24 protein-coding genes are annotated in these 20818 nt (G+C 42.4%); 15 read left to right on the top strand and 9 right to left on the bottom strand.

Annotated elements, in window-relative coordinates; translation table 11 throughout:
• Positions 1-36: 36 nt before the first annotated feature.
• Both B7E06_RS02385 and B7E06_RS02380 read right to left on the bottom strand, forming a co-directional pair.
• A complete protein-coding gene (locus B7E06_RS02385) occupies positions 37-810 on the bottom strand; it encodes a DUF4037 domain-containing protein (protein ID WP_082232487.1) in 774 nt (257 codons plus the stop codon).
• A gap of 127 nt (positions 811-937) precedes the next feature.
• The gene (locus B7E06_RS02380) at positions 938-1624 is read right to left on the bottom strand and encodes a GNAT family N-acetyltransferase (protein WP_082232486.1); all 687 of its coding nucleotides are present in this window, start codon (positions 1622-1624) and stop codon (positions 938-940) included.
• Positions 1625-1730: 106 nt separating this feature from the next.
• Between B7E06_RS02380 and B7E06_RS02375 the strand changes: the two genes are divergently transcribed.
• The gene (locus B7E06_RS02375; protein WP_082232485.1) at positions 1731-2732 is read left to right on the top strand and encodes an NADP-dependent oxidoreductase; all 1002 of its coding nucleotides are present in this window, start codon (positions 1731-1733) and stop codon (positions 2730-2732) included.
• A gap of 34 nt (positions 2733-2766) precedes the next feature.
• Here B7E06_RS02375 and B7E06_RS02370 read toward each other — a convergent pair whose 3' ends face one another.
• The 4 genes from B7E06_RS02370 to B7E06_RS02355 form a co-directional block, all read right to left on the bottom strand.
• The gene (locus tag B7E06_RS02370) at positions 2767-3600 is read right to left on the bottom strand and encodes an STAS domain-containing protein (RefSeq protein WP_179133923.1); all 834 of its coding nucleotides are present in this window, start codon (positions 3598-3600) and stop codon (positions 2767-2769) included.
• Between the two features lie 82 nt (positions 3601-3682).
• The gene (locus B7E06_RS02365; protein ID WP_245807655.1) at positions 3683-4087 is read right to left on the bottom strand and encodes a thiol-disulfide oxidoreductase DCC family protein; all 405 of its coding nucleotides are present in this window, start codon (positions 4085-4087) and stop codon (positions 3683-3685) included.
• Positions 4063-5790, bottom strand: coding sequence for an aminodeoxychorismate synthase component I (gene pabB, locus B7E06_RS02360; protein ID WP_082232482.1), 1728 nt, complete (start codon positions 5788-5790; stop codon positions 4063-4065). The genes B7E06_RS02365 and pabB overlap by 25 nt, the downstream gene beginning before the upstream one ends.
• Positions 5787-6452 (bottom strand): anthranilate synthase component II, encoded by a 666-nt coding sequence (locus B7E06_RS02355; RefSeq protein ID WP_342743614.1) that lies wholly within the window; start codon positions 6450-6452, stop codon positions 5787-5789. The genes pabB and B7E06_RS02355 overlap by 4 nt, the downstream gene beginning before the upstream one ends.
• Positions 6453-6628: 176 nt before the next feature.
• On the opposite strand from B7E06_RS02355, the gene B7E06_RS02350 reads away from it, so the two are divergent.
• The 11 genes from B7E06_RS02350 (at position 6629) to B7E06_RS02300 (ending at position 16664) form a co-directional block, all read left to right on the top strand.
• Positions 6629-8365 carry a carbon starvation CstA family protein gene (locus B7E06_RS02350; RefSeq protein WP_082232481.1) on the top strand — a complete coding sequence of 579 codons (1737 nt, stop codon included), beginning with the start codon at positions 6629-6631 and terminating at the stop codon, positions 8363-8365.
• Between the two features lie 561 nt (positions 8366-8926).
• Positions 8927-9307 carry a hypothetical protein gene (locus B7E06_RS02345; protein WP_082232480.1) on the top strand — a complete coding sequence of 127 codons (381 nt, stop codon included), beginning with the start codon at positions 8927-8929 and terminating at the stop codon, positions 9305-9307.
• A gap of 12 nt (positions 9308-9319) precedes the next feature.
• A complete protein-coding gene (locus tag B7E06_RS02340; RefSeq protein ID WP_082232479.1) occupies positions 9320-9583 on the top strand; it encodes a cory-CC-star protein in 264 nt (87 codons plus the stop codon).
• An 18-nt stretch (positions 9584-9601) separates the two neighbouring features.
• Entirely contained in the window at positions 9602-10555 is a 954-nt protein-coding gene (locus tag B7E06_RS02335; RefSeq protein ID WP_082232478.1) for an ArsA family ATPase, read from the top strand.
• Positions 10555-11544, top strand: a complete 990-nt coding sequence (locus B7E06_RS02330) for a zinc-binding dehydrogenase (RefSeq protein ID WP_082232477.1) — start codon at positions 10555-10557, stop codon at positions 11542-11544. The genes B7E06_RS02335 and B7E06_RS02330 overlap by 1 nt, the downstream gene beginning before the upstream one ends.
• Before the next feature lie 192 nt (positions 11545-11736).
• Positions 11737-12357: a response regulator gene (locus B7E06_RS02325; RefSeq protein WP_082232467.1), complete on the top strand. Its 621-nt coding sequence runs from the start codon at positions 11737-11739 to the stop codon at positions 12355-12357.
• Between the two features lie 208 nt (positions 12358-12565).
• Positions 12566-13684: a S8 family peptidase gene (locus B7E06_RS02320; RefSeq protein WP_082232465.1), complete on the top strand. Its 1119-nt coding sequence runs from the start codon at positions 12566-12568 to the stop codon at positions 13682-13684.
• A 169-nt stretch (positions 13685-13853) separates the two neighbouring features.
• Positions 13854-14606 (top strand): class I SAM-dependent methyltransferase, encoded by a 753-nt coding sequence (locus tag B7E06_RS02315; RefSeq protein WP_082232463.1) that lies wholly within the window; start codon positions 13854-13856, stop codon positions 14604-14606.
• A 675-nt stretch (positions 14607-15281) separates the two neighbouring features.
• Positions 15282-15845: a helix-turn-helix domain-containing protein gene (locus B7E06_RS02310; RefSeq protein WP_082232476.1), complete on the top strand. Its 564-nt coding sequence runs from the start codon at positions 15282-15284 to the stop codon at positions 15843-15845.
• On the top strand, positions 15809-16399 hold the full coding sequence (locus B7E06_RS02305; RefSeq protein WP_082232459.1) for an IS3 family transposase: 591 nt from the start codon (positions 15809-15811) through the stop codon (positions 16397-16399). Before B7E06_RS02310 ends, B7E06_RS02305 begins: the two co-directional genes overlap by 37 nt.
• The gene (locus tag B7E06_RS02300) at positions 16326-16664 is read left to right on the top strand and encodes an IS3 family transposase (RefSeq protein WP_082232457.1); all 339 of its coding nucleotides are present in this window, start codon (positions 16326-16328) and stop codon (positions 16662-16664) included. Before B7E06_RS02305 ends, B7E06_RS02300 begins: the two co-directional genes overlap by 74 nt.
• A 54-nt stretch (positions 16665-16718) precedes the next feature.
• On the opposite strand, the gene B7E06_RS21680 is transcribed toward B7E06_RS02300, so the two are convergent.
• The 3 genes from B7E06_RS21680 to B7E06_RS22380 form a co-directional block, all read right to left on the bottom strand.
• Complete coding sequence (locus B7E06_RS21680; protein WP_179133920.1) at positions 16719-16862, bottom strand: hypothetical protein; 144 nt, start codon at positions 16860-16862, stop codon at positions 16719-16721.
• A 64-nt stretch (positions 16863-16926) separates the two neighbouring features.
• On the bottom strand, positions 16927-18327 hold the full coding sequence (locus B7E06_RS02295; RefSeq protein WP_082232455.1) for an amidase: 1401 nt from the start codon (positions 18325-18327) through the stop codon (positions 16927-16929).
• A gap of 1 nt (position 18328) precedes the next feature.
• The gene (locus B7E06_RS22380; protein WP_082232474.1) at positions 18329-18706 is read right to left on the bottom strand and encodes a hypothetical protein; all 378 of its coding nucleotides are present in this window, start codon (positions 18704-18706) and stop codon (positions 18329-18331) included.
• A gap of 96 nt (positions 18707-18802) precedes the next feature.
• On the opposite strand from B7E06_RS22380, the gene B7E06_RS02285 reads away from it, so the two are divergent.
• The 3 genes from B7E06_RS02285 (at position 18803) to B7E06_RS02275 (ending at position 20751) form a co-directional block, all read left to right on the top strand.
• The gene (locus tag B7E06_RS02285; RefSeq protein WP_082232472.1) at positions 18803-19216 is read left to right on the top strand and encodes a hypothetical protein; all 414 of its coding nucleotides are present in this window, start codon (positions 18803-18805) and stop codon (positions 19214-19216) included.
• A 675-nt stretch (positions 19217-19891) separates the two neighbouring features.
• The gene (locus tag B7E06_RS02280; protein WP_082232470.1) at positions 19892-20278 is read left to right on the top strand and encodes a helix-turn-helix domain-containing protein; all 387 of its coding nucleotides are present in this window, start codon (positions 19892-19894) and stop codon (positions 20276-20278) included.
• The gene (locus B7E06_RS02275; RefSeq protein WP_082232469.1) at positions 20185-20751 is read left to right on the top strand and encodes a zinc-binding dehydrogenase; all 567 of its coding nucleotides are present in this window, start codon (positions 20185-20187) and stop codon (positions 20749-20751) included. Before B7E06_RS02280 ends, B7E06_RS02275 begins: the two co-directional genes overlap by 94 nt.
• Positions 20752-20818: the final 67 nt, after the last annotated feature.

Here is a 20818-nt window from a genome sequence, read left to right as displayed (position 1 = left end):
AAAAGGAAGCCTGATGCAGGCTTCCTTTTTTATGTACTACTCTCTTTCTTTTACCAGCTTCAAGACGTCATCTACAAGGGATTCCATCTCTTGAAGCCCCACAGAAGGACTATCCAAAAAAACACGATCCATTCTTTCTTCAGCGTTCTCCGGCTTAATGTTCATAGCCTCAAGGGACTGCTTTTGCCACTTATATTCAGGATGATGAACATACATAAAGTTTAGTCCAAATAAAATCCCCATCAAGTTTGACTGCACAGAAGACAGCACCGTATAAAACATCAGCCAGTCTTCCCGTTCCAGAAGCGCCCGGCTGTTATTCCAGCGGTTTCCCAGCTCTGAATATTCTTCGCACATGACGTCACTCAGTTCTTCAGGATAGATGAGCACTTTTGCTTTTAAACCATCGAGCAGCTCTTCCCCATAGAGAGGCAGACCATAATGAATGGAGGCGGTAATACATTGATCCTTTATATTTGTATTAAATTCTTTTGTAACTCTTTGAATACTCTTCACCACAGTTTCAGTAAGGAAACTGCTGATTTCTAATTTTATCCCTTCTATTCTATAAGTTTCCGACCATTCTTCTTCCTCATAATCATGAAACTCTATAATTTCACCTTTTACTTCATTTATTACAGATAAACGATCATCTTTGTCAGGTGCTTCTGCCCATAAAATATTTAATTCAATATCTGAGTATTCATCCGCCCATCCTCTGGAGACAGAGCCTGCAATATAGACAGCTTCTACTTTTGGATTCTTCTCATACTCCTGAGCAGCCGTTATGGCTAATTGTTTAAAAGTCATAAGTTCTCTCCAACCTTTTTAGAGATTTTTAAATATGTGGAACAGAGCTGAAATTATGTAAGTTACATCCACCTTATCAAAATACTGACTATATGGCTATAAAGATTGAGAGATTCATTGCAGGGGCTTACCATCTCTTTTTCTTATACACTTCTTTTTTCCTAATTTCACGACAGCCATTTCGCTCGAAAACCTTCAACATTGGGATATTATGCATACTTGTTGCTCCAATATAATAAGAGGCAGAGAAATCTTCCAACAATTTCTTAAGAGCAGCCAAATGAATTTCTCCAGCCAGCCCTCTCCCTCTAAACTCAGGAAGCAGCCCAAAGTAAAAAAGACGTCCTTCCTCTGTTGTTCCAGGTTCTATATGCGGCATACATGCTCCTGCTATTTGACCATTAACATTAACGACTAAACAGGAATCCCTGTAGGTCCTCCCTAATTCTTTCTTCACACTGCCCATTTGTTCATCGATATTTATAGGACCTGTGTGATTTAATGAACCCTGCATCGCCTGCACCCAAACCATCTTGAAATCTCTCTCCTCAAGCCTTACCCATTCTATATTATGTTTCTCCCTAACACGCAGTTTTTCTAATGAATGATAAAAATAGATTGTAGTATCGGTATAGTAATAGTTTCTATCAGACAGCTTGTTCACTACGGAGCGGCTGCGGTGAGGACTCAGCATCAGTGATATGTTCCTCACCTCTTCACTTTCTAATTGATCTAGAACTTTAAACAGCTCAACATCGGTTAAATGGTCGGCCTCTTCCACTGCGATAAAATTATCCCCGTACACAACTTTCATCAACCCTCACCTCTCTTAATAAATTTTTTGTAAGCTGATTATTTTAAAAACACCCGTGATCCAAGATAGAATAGAACTCATCCACACTTTAAGGAGTGATAGATGTATGAACAAAGAAATTCATTTAGTGAAACGGCCGGAAACAACCCCGACCCATGAACATTTAAAAATAGTAGAAACAGAACAGCCATCACCTTCTGAAGAAGAAGCGCTTGTTCAGATGCTGTATATTTCCGTGGATCCTTATATGCGAGGGCGTATGAATGATTCCAAATCCTATGTGGATCCATTTCAGCTTAATGAACCGATTGCAGGTGGTGCCATTGCACAGGTGGTTGAATCAAATTCTTCCGACCTGGAAAAAGGTGATATTGTTACAGGCGCACTGGAATGGAAGGAACAGCAGACGATTAAAGCCGGACAGGTGAGGAAAATTGATCCATCCCTTGGTCCTGTAACGGCATCCCTCGGAGTCCTCGGTATGCCAGGATTAACAGCTTATTTTGGACTGACAGACATAGGAGCTCCTAAAGAAGGAGAAACGTTAGTCGTTTCCGGAGCCGCTGGAGCTGTAGGATCTACAGTTGTCCAAATTGGAAAAATTTATGGCTGCCGCGTCGTAGGAATTGCTGGTACAGAGGAGAAAACCAAGTATCTGAAAGAAGAACTCGGTGCAGATGCTGTTATAAACTATAAAGAAGAAAATGTTTCAGAAGCTCTGGAAACAGCTTGTCCAGATGGTGTGGACATTTACTTTGACAACGTAGGCGGTTCCATATCTGATGCGGTTTATCCAATTCTAAATAAATTTGCCCGAATCGCCCAGTGTGGAGCGATTTCCTCCTACAATAAACCAGGCGATCAAGGCCCTCGCATTCAAATGCATCTCATTAAAGCCAGCGCTCTTATTAAAGGATTTATCGTAGGCGACTACCAGGAGCGCTTCAAGGAAGGATTCAGCCATTTATCTGAATGGGTGAACGATGGAAAAATCACTTATAAAGAGAACATCCGAGAAGGGTTTGAAAATGTTCCAGACGCGTTCTTCGGACTATTTACAGGTGAAAATATCGGGAAACAGCTCGTCAAGGTAGCTGACCCTGAATAATACAAAAGAAGCACAGTTTCCCCTGTGCTTCTTTTTAATGAACTGCACCAATTTCTGCCAATGCCTGTTTGAGGTTGGCTCGTGTTTTGACTTCCCGAAATTCCATCCCTTGCTCAACGATAGAACGAGCAATTTCCGCCCGTATACCGGTTAATGTCGTTTCTACTCCTACAAGCTGAAGGGAATGTGTTACTTGAAACAAAGAATATATAACAGATTTATCAATAATAGGCACACCTGAAATATCAATAATTAAATACTCAAGCTGATGCTTTGTACTTTGTTCTAAAGAGGTTTCCATAATGAGCTGGGCTCTGTCTGGATCAATTTCTCCCACTACTGGCAGAACAGCGACTCCATCAGCTATTGGAACGACCGGCACTGAAACTTCTCTCAGTCTTTCCTGCGCGCTTATCATTTTTTGATTATGATGATCCATATAAATCTGACTTAACCGCATAATAATCTTATCAATTAAAGGATTAATAAACTTGTTCACATCAAGTATCGTAATGGCATGAAACTTCTTACCATCAAGCTCCTTATCAAAAGTACTCCAGACAGCATTACGATAATGACCTACTACAGAGATCGCTTCACTAAGCGGGATGCCGCTTTCCACTGAGAATTCTCCAGCTTTTCTGGCCCATTCTATGACTTTTTGTTCTACAAGCTGATAATCCTCTGTTAACGCTTCAGCAAGATAAAGAAAAATTTCTTCTCTGAAGGAAAGCACCTTATCCCTTGTCACTCCTTCAAGCATCAGCCTTTGTTTGTAGCTCTCTCCTTCCAGTTCGATCAGCTGCTCAGCGAGCATAGAGCGGTGTTCAATAACTTTATCACCAATATATTTCAATTCATCTTTCATACCAATAAATACCTCGCTCCTAAGATGTATTATATTTACATAATAATTTTTTTTCATATTTTTGTAAATGGAAGAAGTGAGGTTACTTATACCTAGGTGTCTGATAGCGGCCGAACCACTCATAACGGTGTGAAGAAAACCATCGGTAAAAAGCGGGCCCTATCATGCTTAAAGGTGGAAGGTAGCTAATTAATCCAAGAAAAGACACAGGAGGAAGCTGAATCAGGAGAACGCGAATCGCATCGAAACCCGATCTGACTTTTCCTTGTCTAGTTAACATATGAATTTCTTCCGACAAACTCTTCCCTGCTAGATAAGGGTAATTCCTGTTTTTTTCCACTTCCTGTATGGACACCCATTTAATAATTCTCCGCCAATCGAATCTCCTGAGAACTTTTTTCAAATAATAGCAAAATGGACACTGTGCGTCGTAAAATACGATGTACTTCAAAGAATGCCTCCTTATACGAGGTGTATTCGTACCCATCCCCTGACCCCATTGACCATCCAAATTTCGTCCAAGGAACAGAGGTCCTTTTTGAAAATAATCTGTTCTTCTATAATTCCTTGGTTTAATAAGCTTTCCCGACATGTTCCTCTTAATAACCCAGATTTTACAGGAGGTGTTAAAAATCTTTCGTTAGCTTTAACGACGAGGTTGCCTATCGTGAATTCAGTCAGTTCCTCATCTTCATTCCATAATAACACAAGTCCGTTCCGTCCTTTTTTTCGGGTGTTATATACGTCTCTGTAAGTGGTTTTATGATAAAGAAATGGATTGGATGGATCGACAGGAGAATCAGCTAAAAAAGCCTCAGCTTCCGTTAAATCTTCTGTAATTTCGGCAGCTTCCGTAGCTATCCGTCCATTTTCACTGACGAGCAGCCTTACCTTATAGGCTCCGTTCTTATAGTCTTGACTCAATTGGTCAATCGTCTTTCGTAACTCTCTTTCATCAAGAGTATAATTAAAGTACTGCGCTGTCTCTTTAAGCCGTTTTATGTGATAAGGAAGCAGTGAGATTGCGCCGTTTTCAAGCCTCATGGACTCCAACAGCTGAAAATCAGGGCGTCTTTCACTCAGCAGACGGGCTTTCATCTGCAGTTCTTCATATTCTCCGTATGGTGTGGAATCCCAGGTAATACCTCCTCCCGTTCCAAATACAGCCTTGCTGCCATCCAGCATTACCGTCCGGATCGGCACATTAAATACTGCCTCTTTCTCAGGTGTTATATATCCGATTGCTCCACAGTAAACTTCCCTTGGAGACTGTTCCAGACCCGCGATATACTCCATCGTTCGAATTTTAGGAGCCCCCGTTATCGAACCGCATGGGAATAAAGCAGAAAAAATCTCCCACAATGTTAGATCTTTTTCCACTTTTGCTTCTACTGTAGACGTCATCTGATGAACCGTTGGATATGTTTCTACCTTAAACAGACGGCTTACGTGAACAGACCCCGGTACTGCTACTCTTCCTAAATCGTTTCGCAGCAGATCTACTATCATTAAATTTTCGGCTTGTTCCTTCTCTGACTGCCTTAAGAATGATTTCAGCTTTTCATCTTCTTCAAGAGTGCGTCCTCTCTTAGCCGTCCCTTTCATTGGTTTTGTTTTCAAAGTATTTCCGGACCGTCTAAAAAAAAGCTCAGGTGAGGCAGACAGTATTTTCCGGCCATCTCCCAAATCTAAATAAGCCCCATAACCGGATTTCTGATTAGCCGCAAGCTGACGATAAAAAGAAAAGGCATCTCCTGAAAAGTCTGCGGAAAGCCTAGTTGTATAATTCACCTGGTACGTATCCCCTGCTTCAATAGCAGCTTTTATTTGCTGAATTCCCTCTTGATAACTTTCAAAATTATCTTCAAGCGTCCAGTCAGAGACTTTATATTCAGCCGACGTCTTTGTCTTCCCTTGCTCTTCAGGCTTATTAAATACTCCAAACCAAACAAGAGGCCAGCAGGGAGATTCATGGACTTTATATGCCTCATCGAAAGCTGGTGCTGCTTCATAGGAAACGTATCCTGCAACATAATAACCTTCCTGGAGGTACTTTTCTGCTTTTTTAAAAGACGTCTCTACTTCATTTATAGAACGAGCAATAATGACACAAACAGGTTCTGCGAATTCGATTCTCTCTTTATCACCTTTGAAATTTTCAAAATCAAATTGTAGCTTCGGCAGATTCATAGGGTGACCTCCAGCTGGCAGGACATAGCTCTTTGATAAAAATTTTGAAGGATCTCAAATCCATATTCAGTCATGATAGACTCCGGATGAAACTGAATACCTTCAACAGGATAATGAATATGCCTTACCCCCATAATCGCTTCATCTTCTTCACAAGCGGCACTTACCTCTAGACATAAAGGCAGACCAGACCTTGAAGCCTGTAAGGAGTGATAACGTGTCACTTTAACCTTCCCTGGCAAACCTTTGAAGGCCGAACGGTTATCGTGGGTGATTTCCACTACTTTTCCGTGCATCGGCTGACGGCAGTTTTCGATTTTCCCGCCAAAGAATTCAACGATCAGCTGGTGTCCAAGACACACACCTAAGATAGGAATATGTTTATGAAAATGCTCAAGGACTTCGCGGCAAATCCCAGTTTCTACCGGCGTTCCCGGCCCAGGTGACAAGACGATGATCGATGGAGCCATTTTTTCCACTTCTTCAATCGTGATGTCAGTGTTGCGAACAACCGCTACCTCCTCAGTCATCTGCTTAAAATATTGAAATAAATTATAGGTAAATGAATCATAATTATCGATTAATAGAATCATCTGCTGCAACACCTTCGCTTTTCTCATGTCGTCAGCCTTTATTATAACGATCTTTTTCTTATTTTTCACCGGTCCATTTCTTCTTATTAATGTCAATAATGACGAAACATGGAACTTAATGCAGCAGTTTTTTGATTATTTCGTCAAATAAATTGAAAATTATAAAATTACCGTAGTATAATAAAACTACATGTGTAAGCGCATACAACAGATTAGCTTACATTGACATTTAAGGAGGGGTTAATATGAGTGCGATCTGGCTTGCAGTAGCCGGAGGTATTGTCTTTATTCTGGGTTATAAGTATTATTCCAAATTTATTGCAGAAAAGATTTATCGTCTGGATCCTAACTATACGACGCCTGCTCACAAGTATAAAGATGGAGTAGACTTCGTTCCGACAAATAAGTTTGTATTGTGGGGACACCATTTTACTTCAGTGGCTGGGGCCGCACCCATCGTAGGTCCTGCCATCGCTGTTTACTGGGGCTGGCTGCCTGCAATATTATGGGTACTTCTCGGTACCGTCTTTGCAGCGGGGGTTCACGACTTTGGTACATTGGTATTGTCTGTACGTAACAAAGGACAATCAGTTGGAACATTAGCTAACAAGCTGATTGGCCAGAGAGCTAAAATACTGTTTTTATTTATCATTCTTCTGCTCGTATTAATGGTAAACGCAGTGTTTGCCTGGGTTATCGCCAACTTATTCATCTCTTTCCCTGCAAGCGTACTTTCTGTATTTATCCAGATTCCTCTGGCGATCTGGATTGGATACCGCGTGTATAAGAAAAGTGGCGGTATGCTGCTTCCTTCATTAGTAGCACTTGCGATTATGTATGGAACGGCTATTATTGCCAGTTACTTTCCCGTGCTGCAAATCGACCTCGTCCGTTACTTTGGAGGAGAAGGAGCTGCTGGAATATTTGGACTTGATGCCACATCTACAGCTTTCTTCCTTTGGATCATCGTGTTAATGGTGTATGTATATATTGCTTCTACTCTGCCCGTCTGGAAACTGCTGCAGCCGCGTGATTATATTAACTCACACCAGCTTGTCGTTGGTTTAGGATTGTTATATTTGGGGCTGCTTTTTACAAACCCTGATATTACAGCACCTGTTACTAATTCGAATGCGGATACTTCCTGGTTTCCACTTCTCTTTATCACAATTGCCTGTGGTGCGATTTCCGGATTCCACGGTCTTGTATCTTCAGGAACATCTTCCAAGCAGTTGGATAAAGAAACAGATGCCCGCTTTGTGGGATATTTAGGAGCTATTGGTGAAGGGGCTTTAGCCTTAATTGCGATTATTGCCGTAATTACTTTCTTTCCTTCTACTGCTGAGTTTACAGCCACTTACAGTGGATTCACAGCAGCAAACGGTGCCGGCTTAGGGGTATTTATCCAAGGGGCCAGCGGATTGGCTGCAGGACTTGGAATTCCGGCTTCTGTAGCAGCTACCATTATTTCAGTAATCGTAGTAAGCTTTGCTGCAACAACATTAGATTCTTCTGTTCGTTTAATGCGCTATATTATTTCCGAGCTGGGGATGGAATATAAAATCAAGCCGCTTACTAAAACTCATGTGGCAACAACTACAGCTGTTGTCTCAAGTGCGGCGCTGACGCTAATCCCTCAGGGACCTAACGGTTTCGGTTCAGGCGGTTACCTGCTGTGGCCGCTGTTTGGAACATCCAACCAGCTGCTTGCAGGGATCAGCCTGCTGCTCATTTCCATCTGGCTGAAGCGCCAGGGCAGAGCCTATTGGCCGACGATAATTCCGATGGCTTTCTTAATGTTTATGACTTTATACGCTATGGGAATCCAAGTATTAACCCAATGGGCACCATGGGCCGCTCAAAGTGACTGGCTGCTGTTCACTTTCGGCTCTATTATACTAGTATTTGCCCTGTGGATTCTTGTGGTTGCTGTGTCTTCTATTATTAATAGTAATCAGAATAAAATTGAGAAAAGTGCTTAAAACCAAAGAAAGCCGCGCCTAAATGTGCGGCTTTCCTTTTGTCTGTCCTTCCCTTATTGCTTCTCAATGATGATTGAGCTGGTTTCTCTTGTTTTGTCTTTAAGAGAGGGAAAAAGGAGGTTCCGTTTATCTCGCTTGGAGAAACGAGGCTGGGAAACGACTCGCTTTCCGCGGGGAGCCGATGAGCTAGATCGTTGCACTCGCGGATCTCATCCTGGCTCTATCTCCCTGCAGGAGTCTCGCCATTTCCCAGCCTCTTTAACTTTAATAGTGAAAAACGAAACACTGTATTTTCACTAAACGTTCTTCTGGAAAAGATTTTTCTGACCCAATATTCCGTTACTCCAAAAAAACATAAAGGGCCTGGGGAAACGGCGAGACTCCTATGGGAGGATAGAACAGGGTGAGATCCCGGAAGGCTTTAGCCTGAGGAAGCTCACCGTTCGCCCATGGAAAGCGAGTCTTTCCCCAGGACCGATTCTCCGTAGCCAGGCAAACGGAACAGGTTGAAATCCTTACGACGAAATAGATTTATAACTATAGATAAGAAAGGTGATGGCAATGGTCGAGGTTATGATTATCCGAGCGGAAAAGGAAATTGGATTAGGCTGCTGTGGCGGCATCTGCAGTGACGGCCTCGTTGAAATGAAGGATGAATTTGCCCACCATGAGGATGACCGACAACGTTTAGGAAGGCTTTATCGAAAATTGAATGATCACTACAACAACCCAGTAAAAGTCACCTTCCTCGATCCGAGGAACCTGCTAGCGGTTTATCATTACTTTTACACTCATGTGAAGAAGAAAAATATAACCCCACTGGCAGCGATAAAGAATTTGTTTCTTCGCGTGAAATACAATGCTGTGTTTGTCAATGGAGTGTATATCGAAGAAGAATTATCTGACGATTATGATACACTGATTAAACAAATGATAATGTAAGGTTGTGAGGGAATGCCTAAAAAACTATCATTGAAACGAATTTTTGAATTGTATGATGAAATATTGAGCCTCCCCCATAAAAACGAAGTCGCCAGGGAACTGAGAGATGAAGATGATCTTTTTCTTCTACTCATTTATTCCGATATGCTTGGGATCCCTAATCCGGCTTTTTATTACACGCTAGAGCTATATCCTTATATCATTGAAAAATTTCACGATTGGCATCTGCGGATGGGCATGGAAAAGTCCCCACTCGATGGTATAAGATGCTGTTAAAAAGGAAGGCGAATTCAGATGAATGAACTATTGCAAAACAAAATCCTTTTTATCGGCGGGAAAGGCGGTGTTGGGAAATCAACGTCTTCTGCTGCGCTGGCCCTGGCACTGGCCCGAAGCGGCAGCAGGACACTGATTGTATCTACAGATCCTGCCCATAACTTAGGAGATATCTTTCATAAAAAAATCAAGCATGACAAAACACCTCTTGAGCCTAATCTTTGGGGCATTGAAGTTAATCCAAACCGGGAATCCAAGCGATATATTCAAGGAGTAAAAGAGAATTTAGAGGGTCTCGTTAAATCCCGTATGGTGGAAGAAGTTCACAGGCAGATCGATATGGCCAGTGCTTCTCCGGGAGCCGATGAAGCAGCTCTTTTTGACCGGCTGATCTCAATTATTTTAGAAGAGGCGGATGAATTTGATAAGATAGTATTTGATACAGCTCCTACCGGCCATACTATCCGTCTGCTGACACTTCCTGAATTAATGAGTGTCTGGATTGATGGCATGCTGGAAAAGAGAAAGAAAATTAATGATAATTATACACAGCTTCTTAATGATGGCGAGCCTGTTGATGATCCCATTTATGAAATCCTGCAAAAACGGAAAGAGAAGTTTGCAGCTGTACGCGAAATAATTTTAGATTCCAAACAGACCGGTTTTATCTTCGTGTTAATTCCTGAACGCTTACCTATTTTAGAAACAAGACAAGCCATCCGGCAGCTTGACCAACACCACCTTCACATTAAAACACTGATTGTTAATAAGGTGCTTCCGGATTACGCAGATGGCGAGTTTCTTGCTAAAAGGCGAAGACAGGAAAGAAATTACCTCGATGAAATTGACCAAACATTTAAGAAACAACGTACTATTCGAGTTCCTTTATTCGAAGAGGATGTATCTGACATGGACAAACTGTCTAAATTTGCAGACTATCTTCAATCTATAATCAAGGAGGAAACGACGTAATGAAAGCAATCGTTCATGAAAAAACAGAAGGCCTTGAGGGGCTGTCCCTCAAAGATTTTAATCAGCCTGATATAGAGGATAATATGGTGCGGGTGAAATTAAAAACCGCAGGCTTAAACCGCCGTGATATTGCAGTCACAAGCCGCCATAAAACCGACCAGCCTCCTCTCATTCTTGGCTCAGACGGTGCCGGTGTTATAGATTCTGTCGGTAAAGGCGTAAGGTATATGGCACTTGGAGATGAAGTTATCATTAATCCTGGACTTGGCTGGAAGAAAAACAGCGATGCTCCTCCTGAAGGCTTTGAAATCCTCGGTTTGCCTGATCACGGTACTTTTGCCGAATACATTACCGTTCCCGCAGAAAATGTTGAACATAAACCGAAGCATTTAACATGGGAAGAAGCCGGCGTTCTTCCTCTTGCTGCACTTACGGCCTATCGTGTTATGTTCACAAGAGGGAAAGTAAAAGAAGGCGATACGGTGATGCTTCCGGGAATCGGAAGTGGTGTCCTGACATTTGCCCTTAAGTTTGCAAAAGCAGCCGGTGCCCGCGTTATCGTTACTTCCCGAAGCGAAGAAAAGTTAGAGAATGCTAAAAAGCTCGGGGCAGATGCAGCCGTATTAACACAATCTGATTGGAAAGAAGAACTTAAAGATGAGTCTGTTGATTTGCTCGTGGAAAGCATTGGTCAGGCAACTTTTAATAAATCATTGGAAATTATCCGTAAAGGCGGCACGATTGTCACATTTGGAGCTACTACTGAAGATGAGGTTACGATCGATATTCGTAAGTTTTTCTATGGGCAGTACAATCTCCTCGGCTCTACAATGGGAAGTGTAGAAGAATTCAAAGAAATGATCCAATTCATTGAAAAACATAATATTAGACCCGAAGTCGATAGAATGTTTAATATCTCCGAATATAAAGAGGCTTTTTCCTATTTAAGAGACACGAAAAATTTTGGAAAAATCGGTTTCACAATATAGAATTCATTATCAATCACCCTTGTGACTGTTCGGCCCACGGGTGATTTTTCTTCTTTATAAATAAAGTGAGTAGAAAAGCCATGCGAATCTGCAACATTTCTCTTAAATCCATTGCCAACAGTTTTTTTACATTATAATATTAGAGTAAATTCATACGGCTTTGGTTGACTGTAAGAGAAAGGGTGTTAAAGGATGAAGCTCCTGATCGTGGATGATGAACCATCCATGCGTGATTTAATGAAGAGCTTATGCGAGAAAGACGGACTGTATGCAGATACAGCCTCCGATGGTCGTGAAGGGCTCTATTTATTTAATAAAAATCATTACGATATTATGATTGTCGATTATCATATGCCCATTATGGATGGATTGGAGTTCGTGAAAAGAGTTCGGCTCGAAAACCAACAAGTCCCCATCCTTGTATTAACAGAGGATGACCGTGAAGATGTGGCGGCTCAGTTCAGGCAGGAAGGGGCTACTGATTTTTCATTAAAGCCGATAAAACCTCTGGATTTAATCTCAAGAATTCATCTTCACATACAAATTGTGAATATGAGAAAACGTCTGGCAGTTGAAGAAGACGTGTATACAGCAAAAGGCATCAGTAAAGAAACCCTTGACTCTGTCGCCTCCTGTTTAATGGAAAATGATACTCCTAAATCAGTAGATGAGATTTCCTCAAGTGTCGGTCTTGCTTATCCTACCGTGTATCGCTATTTGATGCATTTACTTGAAGAAGGAAAAGTAAAACAAGTCATCCGCCATCAGAAAATCGGAAGACCTAAGAAGTTATATGAGTGGTATACCCATTAGGCTGTAAGCTCTTCTCTTTGGTTGAGAAGAGCTTTTTTAATGAAAACTTGTGCAACTACAGATAATTTGAGCCTTTTAGACTCCTTCTCCCCTCCCTCATTTCCCAATAACAACCCCTCCACATCCATGTTATCATATAATTGTGACAATTCAGAATTACATACAACATTTACCCGGGTAGTTGATGTGATCGAAAAGGAGGAAGTGGATGAAGAGACAGTGGAAGTGGATTAGTTTAATTTTTATACTGACACTAGCGTTAACTGCAGCCTTTGGTGGAATGGTAAGTGCTGATTCAAAAGAAAGCCGTTCGGACTATTTAATCAAGTTTAAAGGTGATGCCGTTACTGCATCTGTCCAAAGTCTTGGAGGAGACGTCGATCATCAGTATAAGTATATGAATGTTGTAAAAGCTAACCTGCCTGAGCAGGCTGTTAAAGCTTTAAAAAACAATCCAAATGTTGAATATGTGGAAAAAGACCATAAAGCAAAAGCATTAGCTCAAACCTCCCCGCCAGGTATTTCGCAAATAAATGCTGATGTTGTTCAGAACACAGGGAATACGGGGAACGGTGTCAAAGTTGCTGTTCTTGATTCAGGCATTGAATCCGGCCACGAAGACTTAAATGTCGCTGGCGGTGCCAGTTTTGTCAGCTCTGAACCTGATCCATTTGATGATCTAAATGGGCACGGAACCCATGTGGCAGGTACGATTGCCGCTGTCGATAACAACGTCGGTGTGCTCGGAGTTGCTCCGGATGTGGACTTATATGCAGTAAAAGTTCTCAATGGTGAAGGAAGCGGCGCCTATAGTGAAATTGCCGCAGGGATCGAATGGGCAATTGCTAATGACATGGATGTCATTAATATGAGCCTTGGAGGATCTGTAGGTTCTGCTGCACTTAAAGAAGCCGTCGATAATGCCTACCATAACGGTGTTCTAGTTGTAGCCGCTGCCGGAAACTCTGGAAAATTTGGTCCTTTTAATACAATCGGCTATCCTGCTAAGTATGAGACAGCTATGGCTGTAGGTGCTGTCGATAGTTCCAATCAGGTCGCTTCTTTTTCAAGCCGAGGAAATGAACTTGAAGTTATGGCTCCTGGTGTGGATATTTTAAGTTCTGTACCTGAAAATGATTATGCTTCATTTAACGGTACTTCTATGGCTGCACCACATGTAGCTGGTGCCGCTGCACTCGTACTGGCAGATGACGACAGTTTAAGCAATCAGGATGTTCGCGACCGCTTGAATGAAACGGCTACTCCCCTTGGCGATTCATTTGATTACGGTAACGGACTCGTGAATGTGGAAGCCGCTGTCCATTAATGATCGTTGACCCCCTTTTAATAAATATATATTCAGCCGGCCTTTCCTTTTGGAACAGCCGGCCTTTTTTATGGATTTTTTTATTTACTGAACTTTCACCTTTCCATTCTACTAGACGCCTTCCCCTGCTTCATCCTTATGATATTATAAAAGAAAAGGAGGCGGGTCCATGCTCAACTACTATCATCATTTATCTACGCAAGTCTACGACATAGATAAACCCATTGGATTCTCTTTTGGAGATGTGGAATTTTACAAGAGTCGTCTGGAAGGAGTCTCTGGGAGGATACTGGAGCCGGCCGCAGGAACAGGAAGAATTCTCATCCCCTTATCACAAGCAGGCTTTGAAGTTGAAGGATTTGATCTATCCAGTGCCATGCTGGAAGTCTGCCGCAGAAATTGCGAGAATCATAAAATAAATCCTCGCCTTTTTCAAGCTGATATGACTACATATTCAAAGGAATCCTACTATGAAGCTGTAATTGTTCCCACAGGAACGTTTTTACTCTTGCATAAACGAAAGGATTCGTTAAAAGCTTTACATCAATTTTATAAAAGTCTCACCCCGGGCGGTAGTTTGCTGCTCGATCTATCTATCCCGAAGGACTTCCCAATCGGTAAAGTATCCACTCGCACCTGGAAGCTTGAGAACGGAGATGTGATTTCTCTTGAAAGTAAGATGACAGCACACAATGTCTTTGAACAATACACGGTCTCTCATAACAGGTATGAACGCTGGAGCAACGGAGAACTTGTCCAAACAGAACTCGAACGTTTCCCTATGAGGTGGTATGGCGTGGAAGAGTTCAAACAGATTCTGAAATCGACCGGTTTTACAGAGGTTACGGTATCAAGTGATTATGAATATGGCCGCTCTCCATCAGCATCAACAGAGATTCTTACTTTTGAAGCAATAAAATGAGTTAGTGGCTAGTCTTACTCTAATTCTATTTCTACGTCCATTAGGAATGACGGTTCCGTTTATCAAGTAACGGAGAAAAGCGGCTGGGAAATGACTTGCTTTCCACGGGGAGCCGGTGAACTCCCGGACCTCACCATTTCCCTTGGTTTACCTCACTTTTATGAAGGAAAATGGCTGTTCCGTTTGCTGGAGCAGTAAAAAGCGGCTGGGAAATAGCTCGCTTTCCGCGGGGAGCCGGTGAGCTAGCTCGTTGCACTCGCGGATCTCACCATGGCTCTATCTCCCTGCAGGAGTCTCGCCATTTCCCAGCCTCTTTACCGGTGATAGTTAAAACGGAATGCTGTAGTCTTATTAATCTTGAGAAGAGATAGTCTTATCTCACTAAATGTTCCGTTACTCCAAAAAACATAAAGGCCAGGGGAAACGGCGAGACTCCTATGGGAGGATAGAACAGGGGGAGATCCCGGAGGGCTAAAAGCCCGAGGAAGCTCACCGTTCACCCATGGAAAGCGAGTTGTTTCCCCAGGCCCGGTTCTCTTTGTCACGGTAAACGGAACCGAGCAGCATTGCATCTCCACGTTTAAGTGAGAACCTAATATTAGAAAAAAGAGAGAGGCATGATGGTAGTGCACCCCGGAAGTTAGAGTGAAAAATCTAACTTCCGGGGTGTTTTCTATGGCAAAGTATAGTAAGGAATTTAAATTGAAGGTGGTAAGGGAATATCTTCAAGGACATAAAGGATACGTTTTATTAGCTAAAAAGTACTCCATTCCTAGTGATGCTCAAATCTTACGTTGGGTTCGTGCTTATCAAGCATTTGGAGAAGAAGGGTTAAAAAGGAAGCATTCCAAACAAGTCCACCCTGTCCAATTCAAGATGGATGTATTAAACTTTAGGAAACAGACAGGAGCTTCTCTTCAGGAGACTGCGATTGCCTTCCAACTGAACAACCCTGCTTTAATTGCGAGCTGGGCCAACATATTTCAGAAGGAAGGGAGCGAGGGCCTCCAGGAAAAAGCGAAAGGACGGCCTTCTATGTCAAATAAACCTAAGAAAAAGTTACCCAAAACAGAAAAAGCACCAACTCGGGAAGAACAATTGGAACGTGAAAATGAACTCCTACGTTTAGAGAATTCTTATCTAAAAAAGTTAAAAGCTTTTCAGGAGAATCCGGATGCCTATCTCGAAAAGCACAAGCAGCGCTGGTATTCGAACTCAAACAAGAAGGATTCAAAGTAAAAGACGCTTTACGAAGAGTGGACATTCCTGAAGCCACTTATCATTACCAGAAGAAGCAGTTACAGAAGGAAGATCCGAATAAAGAGTGGAAAGAAATAATTACGAAACTCTTTCATAAGCACAACGGGACATATGGCTATCGCCGCATTGCTTTCGAGCTTAGAAATCAGGGGTATAGGATCAACCATAAAAAAGTTCATCGGATCATGGGTGAGCTCGGATTGAAGTGTGAGAAATTCACTAGAAAATCCCGGTATAAATCGTACAAAGGTACAGTTGGGAAAGTGGCTCATAATCGATTAAAACGCAGGTTCCACACGCCAATACGGCTCCAAAAATTAGTCACAGATGTGACGGAATTCAAATGTGCAGGAAATGAGAAGCTTTATTTAAGCCCGATTATGGACTTATTTAATGGGGAAATTGTCTCTTTTGGAATTTCTAAACGACCAACCCTGGACCTTGTTTTAAAGCCGTTGAATGAAGCAGTGTCGAACGGAAGCCGAATACCGAACAACCATCCACTCCGATCAAGGCTGGCATTATCAACATAACACGTGGGTGAAAACCTTAAAGAAACATCAAATCTTTCAAAGTATGTCCAGAAAAGCAAACTGCGCAGATAACGCAGCGATGGAGAATTTTTTCGGGATTCTCAAACAGGAAATGTATTACGGAGAAGAACTGGTTTCTTATGAAGAGCTTAAAAGAAAACTTGAGGGATATGTGAACTACTATAATAATGAACGCATAAAAGCAAAATTGGCTGGTTTAAGTCCCATACAATACCGAACTCAAACCAGCCAATCAGCTGCATAATAAAAACTCTAACTTTCAGGGGTCACTACCGATTCGCCTCTCTCTTTGTACAGGTTAACTTCTCCGGAGAAATTCAAAGAATTCCGCAAATGCATTGAATATAGCGATAGATTGATAAGTAAGCAGACTAAGAGAGGTTATCGAAAAAAAGACCACAAACAGATAGCGGGTCGTATAGATTCCATGTAACCAACTCAAATAGAATTCCTCCTTTAGAAAACCTGAGGCTCTTAGGCCAAGAATAAATTTTCCTAATTAATATCTATGCCAGCTCACTGTATTTATTCTGCCAGGGACGCGCTTTTTCAAGCTGGGCTGCCAGTTGAAGAAGGGTAGCTTCATCACCAAAACGCCCCATGAAATGAGAACCGATGGGAAGGCTATTACTTCCCCAATATAAAGGTACACTCATCGCCGGCTGTCCGGTCACATTTGCGATTGGTGTTAAGTGAGCATATTCAGCAGATACCTTCAAAATATCATCTACTGTCTTTTTCTCTCCATCATAGCATCCTAATGGAAGCGGCGGCTTGGCGTTTACCGGATGTAGAAGAACGTCATACTTCTGAAAAAATCGGTGCACCTTCACACTTTCATCAAACAAATACTGCCGTGCTTCTTCATACTCAAAGACTGAGTAGCCATCCGCCTTTTCAATTAAGGAATAAAGCAGTCGTTCTGTAGTTTCGTCGTTAACCTCTTTACCGTTCATCTGTGCAGCATTTTTCACGGCCAGTGCCCCGCCGACGACCCAAACTGTAACATAGGCATTCATAAAACGGTGCAAATTAAAATCTGGATAAGCGATTTCGACGTGATGCCCTAATTCTTCGCAAAGCTTTGCCGTTGATTCTACAGCCTGCTGCACTTCCTCGTCGATATTCAAATCCGCTCCAAAGTCTGCCATATAGGCAATCTTTAATGGCTTGGGATCCCTCTCTAAGTATCTTTCAAATGGCCCTCCTAAAGGCGGTGTCGAAAAAGAGTCTCCGAGCTGCGATCCTTCAATGACATTCAGCAGTAAGGCACTGTCCCTTACTGACCGTGTCAGTGCATGGTGAACAGATAAGCTGTTGATTCGCATTGACAATGGCGATCGGCCCCGTGTCGGTTTTAATCCAAACACCCCGCAGCAGGAAGCTGGAATACGTATCGATCCCCCGCCATCGCTGCCGTGTGCAAAAGGTATCATGCCGGAAGCGACAGCCGCTGCCGCTCCTCCACTTGAGCCTCCTGGAGAAAAATCAGGATTCCATGGGTTTTTCGCAAAACCTAAAAAGTTGGACTCTGTGGCCGGTGTAAAGCCGAATTCCGGAGTGTTTGTTTTTCCAATAATGTTGAGCCCTGCCCGTTTGTATCTTTTCACGACTTCATCGTCTGTGGAAGCTTTAAAGCCCTTCATTATTTTACTGCCAAAAGAGACAGGCTGCCCCTCCACGGCATTTAAATCTTTTATTAAAAACGGAAAACCGCCAAACCTTCCCCTGTTTTCGTCATACTCATCAGGCATATGATCAAACATCGTATGGACGACAGCCTGAAGTTCCGGGTTCTTTCTAATGATCTGTGTTTTATAGTATTCGTTTACTTCGCTCAGTTTGATTTCTTTATTTCTGAGAAGCTCTAATTGAGCTGTTCCATCTAGGCTTTGAAACTCTTCCATCCTATTTCCCCCTATAGATCAGGTGAATAGATTCTTCCATGACTTTCAAGTATCTCAGCGTCTCGTTATGAAGCTCAGTCAGGGAATCTTTTTGTCCAGCTGCTTCCATAAACTTTTCAACCTGCAGGCGATATTGATCACCTGTTTCTATGAGTTCCTGCACGCCTTTCTCGTTTCTTAATGTAATTTTACCGATATGGTCCTGCTTATCAGGCCGGTAAGCATCGTGAACGTTGATGGACCCTTCTGAACCGATCACCTGGTATTCGTTTCTTCCTTCTGCTTCAAAGCTGCAATCCACTTGGACAATGATGCCATTTTCCAAAGATAAGGAGACGCCAGTCGTAAAGTCTACCCCGGACTCTTCATCGANAATCATAAAATAAATCCTCGCCTTTTTCAAGCTGATATGACTACATATTCAAAGGAATCCTACTATGAAGCTGTAATTGTTCCCACAGGAACGTTTTTACTCTTGCATAAACGAAAGGATTCGTTAAAAGCTTTACATCAATTTTATAAAAGTCTCACCCCGGGCGGTAGTTTGCTGCTCGATCTATCTATCCCGAAGGACTTCCCAATCGGTAAAGTATCCACTCGCACCTGGAAGCTTGAGAACGGAGATGTGATTTCTCTTGAAAGTAAGATGACAGCACACAATGTCTTTGAACAATACACGGTCTCTCATAACAGGTATGAACGCTGGAGCAACGGAGAACTTGTCCAAACAGAACTCGAACGTTTCCCTATGAGGTGGTATGGCGTGGAAGAGTTCAAACAGATTCTGAAATCGACCGGTTTTACAGAGGTTACGGTATCAAGTGATTATGAATATGGCCGCTCTCCATCAGCATCAACAGAGATTCTTACTTTTGAAGCAATAAAATGAGTTAGTGGCTAGTCTTACTCTAATTCTATTTCTACGTCCATTAGGAATGACGGTTCCGTTTATCAAGTAACGGAGAAAAGCGGCTGGGAAATGACTTGCTTTCCACGGGGAGCCGGTGAACTCCCGGACCTCACCATTTCCCTTGGTTTACCTCACTTTTATGAAGGAAAATGGCTGTTCCGTTTGCTGGAGCAGTAAAAAGCGGCTGGGAAATAGCTCGCTTTCCGCGGGGAGCCGGTGAGCTAGCTCGTTGCACTCGCGGATCTCACCATGGCTCTATCTCCCTGCAGGAGTCTCGCCATTTCCCAGCCTCTTTACCGGTGATAGTTAAAACGGAATGCTGTAGTCTTATTAATCTTGAGAAGAGATAGTCTTATCTCACTAAATGTTCCGTTACTCCAAAAAACATAAAGGCCAGGGGAAACGGCGAGACTCCTATGGGAGGATAGAACAGGGGGAGATCCCGGAGGGCTAAAAGCCCGAGGAAGCTCACCGTTCACCCATGGAAAGCGAGTTGTTTCCCCAGGCCCGGTTCTCTTTGTCACGGTAAACGGAACCGAGCAGCATTGCATCTCCACGTTTAAGTGAGAACCTAATATTAGAAAAAAGAGAGAGGCATGATGGTAGTGCACCCCGGAAGTTAGAGTGAAAAATCTAACTTCCGGGGTGTTTTCTATGGCAAAGTATAGTAAGGAATTTAAATTGAAGGTGGTAAGGGAATATCTTCAAGGACATAAAGGATACGTTTTATTAGCTAAAAAGTACTCCATTCCTAGTGATGCTCAAATCTTACGTTGGGTTCGTGCTTATCAAGCATTTGGAGAAGAAGGGTTAAAAAGGAAGCATTCCAAACAAGTCCACCCTGTCCAATTCAAGATGGATGTATTAAACTTTAGGAAACAGACAGGAGCTTCTCTTCAGGAGACTGCGATTGCCTTCCAACTGAACAACCCTGCTTTAATTGCGAGCTGGGCCAACATATTTCAGAAGGAAGGGAGCGAGGGCCTCCAGGAAAAAGCGAAAGGACGGCCTTCTATGTCAAATNCGGAAGTGGTGTCCTGACATTTGCCCTTAAGTTTGCAAAAGCAGCCGGTGCCCGCGTTATCGTTACTTCCCGAAGCGAAGAAAAGTTAGAGAATGCTAAAAAGCTCGGGGCAGATGCAGCCGTATTAACACAATCTGATTGGAAAGAAGAACTTAAAGATGAGTCTGTTGATTTGCTCGTGGAAAGCATTGGTCAGGCAACTTTTAATAAATCATTGGAAATTATCCGTAAAGGCGGCACGATTGTCACATTTGGAGCTACTACTGAAGATGAGGTTACGATCGATATTCGTAAGTTTTTCTATGGGCAGTACAATCTCCTCGGCTCTACAATGGGAAGTGTAGAAGAATTCAAAGAAATGATCCAATTCATTGAAAAACATAATATTAGACCCGAAGTCGATAGAATGTTTAATATCTCCGAATATAAAGAGGCTTTTTCCTATTTAAGAGACACGAAAAATTTTGGAAAAATCGGTTTCACAATATAGAATTCATTATCAATCACCCTTGTGACTGTTCGGCCCACGGGTGATTTTTCTTCTTTATAAATAAAGT

This window comes from Halobacillus massiliensis (assembly GCF_900166625.1).
Classification (GTDB): domain Bacteria; phylum Bacillota; class Bacilli; order Bacillales; family Halobacillaceae; genus Halobacillus_A; species Halobacillus_A massiliensis.
The sequence above is the reverse complement of the archived record's forward strand: the minus strand, read 5'-3'. Positions and strand labels throughout refer to the sequence as shown.

Excerpts from the sequence above, each read along its gene's own strand:
- pabB (WP_082232482.1), bottom strand. The coding sequence starts at position 5,790 with ATGAATCTGCCGAAGCTACAATTTGATTTTGAAAATTTCAAAGGTGAT.
- B7E06_RS02330 (WP_082232477.1), top strand. The coding sequence starts at position 10,555 with ATGAAAGCAATCGTTCATGAAAAAACAGAAGGCCTTGAGGGGCTGTCC.
- B7E06_RS02315 (WP_082232463.1), top strand. The coding sequence starts at position 13,854 with ATGCTCAACTACTATCATCATTTATCTACGCAAGTCTACGACATAGAT.
- B7E06_RS02325 (WP_082232467.1), top strand. The coding sequence starts at position 11,737 with ATGAAGCTCCTGATCGTGGATGATGAACCATCCATGCGTGATTTAATG.
- B7E06_RS02375 (WP_082232485.1), top strand. The coding sequence starts at position 1,731 with ATGAACAAAGAAATTCATTTAGTGAAACGGCCGGAAACAACCCCGACC.
- B7E06_RS02365 (WP_245807655.1), bottom strand. The coding sequence starts at position 4,087 with ATGGGTACGAATACACCTCGTATAAGGAGGCATTCTTTGAAGTACATC.
- B7E06_RS02340 (WP_082232479.1), top strand. The coding sequence starts at position 9,320 with ATGCCTAAAAAACTATCATTGAAACGAATTTTTGAATTGTATGATGAA.
- B7E06_RS02335 (WP_082232478.1), top strand. The coding sequence starts at position 9,602 with ATGAATGAACTATTGCAAAACAAAATCCTTTTTATCGGCGGGAAAGGC.
- B7E06_RS02385 (WP_082232487.1), bottom strand. The coding sequence starts at position 810 with ATGACTTTTAAACAATTAGCCATAACGGCTGCTCAGGAGTATGAGAAG.
- B7E06_RS02300 (WP_082232457.1), top strand. The coding sequence starts at position 16,326 with ATGAAGCAGTGTCGAACGGAAGCCGAATACCGAACAACCATCCACTCC.
- B7E06_RS02295 (WP_082232455.1), bottom strand. The coding sequence starts at position 18,327 with ATGGAAGAGTTTCAAAGCCTAGATGGAACAGCTCAATTAGAGCTTCTC.
- B7E06_RS02310 (WP_082232476.1), top strand. The coding sequence starts at position 15,282 with ATGGCAAAGTATAGTAAGGAATTTAAATTGAAGGTGGTAAGGGAATAT.
- B7E06_RS02370 (WP_179133923.1), bottom strand. The coding sequence starts at position 3,600 with ATGAAAGATGAATTGAAATATATTGGTGATAAAGTTATTGAACACCGC.
- B7E06_RS02380 (WP_082232486.1), bottom strand. The coding sequence starts at position 1,624 with ATGAAAGTTGTGTACGGGGATAATTTTATCGCAGTGGAAGAGGCCGAC.
- B7E06_RS02320 (WP_082232465.1), top strand. The coding sequence starts at position 12,566 with ATGAAGAGACAGTGGAAGTGGATTAGTTTAATTTTTATACTGACACTA.
- B7E06_RS02350 (WP_082232481.1), top strand. The coding sequence starts at position 6,629 with ATGAGTGCGATCTGGCTTGCAGTAGCCGGAGGTATTGTCTTTATTCTG.
- B7E06_RS02345 (WP_082232480.1), top strand. The coding sequence starts at position 8,927 with ATGGTCGAGGTTATGATTATCCGAGCGGAAAAGGAAATTGGATTAGGC.